1 protein-coding gene and 1 pseudogene are annotated in these 1,115 nt (G+C 59.6%); one reads left to right on the top strand and one right to left on the bottom strand.

The genetic code is table 11. The annotated features are described in order from the left end of the window. Positions 1-148: pseudogene (locus tag CSZ94_RS29130) on the bottom strand (IS5/IS1182 family transposase); the annotation flags it as partial. A gap of 99 nt (positions 149-247) precedes the next feature. Between CSZ94_RS29130 and CSZ94_RS27315 the strand changes: the two are divergent. Beyond that, entirely contained in the window at positions 248-979 is a 732-nt protein-coding gene (locus tag CSZ94_RS27315; RefSeq protein WP_102124361.1) for a hypothetical protein, read from the top strand. The last annotated feature ends 136 nt before the right edge of the window (positions 980-1,115 follow it).

Raw genomic sequence — 1,115 nt, 5'->3', positions numbered from 1 at the left:
AATACAGCGCCTGGAAATCATCGTTCATGTTGGCCAGGATGGCATCGACCAGTACTCGCAATTTGCGCAAGGGATGCGCATCCGGGATGCGTTCCTCCAACGAGCGGTAACTGTACAGAGAGTGCTGGGTGACGTCGGTCTTGCGCATGATGGCGGTGGGAAAGTGGGGCTGATGAAACAACGTTTACCGGCCCGTGATGGTTGACGGGCACGGCGATTAATTCAACACCCTGCTAAAGGAAATATCATGAACCCTACCCTCCCCGCTCTGCTCGCCATCGCCGTGATCCTGTCCGCCTGCGGCAAGACGGACACCACCACACCGACCGCCTCGGCCCCCGTCGCGGCGAATGTGGCCGACCTGGCCGCGAAAGCGCAAGTGAAGGCGGCCGCCGCCAGCCTGCCGCAAGCGGACGCTGCCACACCAACGTCCAGCTATATCGATATCACGAGCGGCAACCAGTTGATGTACAGTTACATCGCCCTGTCCGGCGTGCCGCCCGACTACGCGGCCGTGGGGCAGCGCATCTCGCGTGACTATGCGGGCAGCAACGACGCCTTCCGCAAGCAGGAAGTGCTCGACGCGCTGAAACCGCAGATCGACGCCAAGGTCAGCGAAGCGAAAACCAAACGTTATCTGCGCTACCAGATCAATGGCCAGGGCGCGCTGTCGCCATACGCGATGGACAAGGTCGCCTTCCCCGCCAAGTTCGCCGAAGCAGGCACGTATTACTACATGTACGACAATGGCGATTACAAGCTGGCGTTCACGAATGGCGGCGCTTACTCGCTGCTGAAGGTGGACCAGGAGGCGGCGCGCAAGATCGAGGCGGCGCGCAGCGGCTACAAGGACTTCGCCATCGTCGTGTATGCCTATGCCCAGGAAGCGGACATGGCCAGCAACCAGGTCAAGGCGCAGATCGTCAAGGTGGCGATCAAGCTGAACGGGGAAGAAATTCCTGTGCAGCAAGCGCTGTAAGCGCCCGGGCCAGGGCGATTGCATGAAGGGTAGGTGCTCGGAGTGACGATAGGGTGAAATATTGCTTGTAAACACGTTGAGAAAGGCGTTTACTCTCGGTATTTGGACGCGTAAATGGCAAACGAACCGATCTCTC

This window comes from Janthinobacterium sp. ROICE36, assembly GCF_002869965.1.
Lineage (GTDB): Bacteria > Pseudomonadota > Gammaproteobacteria > Burkholderiales > Burkholderiaceae_D > Janthinobacterium.
Note: the sequence above shows the minus strand (reverse complement) of the source record. Positions and strands in the feature narration are given on the sequence as shown.

Coding starts and splice junctions, on each gene's coding strand:
- CSZ94_RS27315 (WP_102124361.1), top strand. CDS start 248: ATGAACCCTACCCTCCCCGCTCTGCTCGCCATCGCCGTGATCCTGTCC.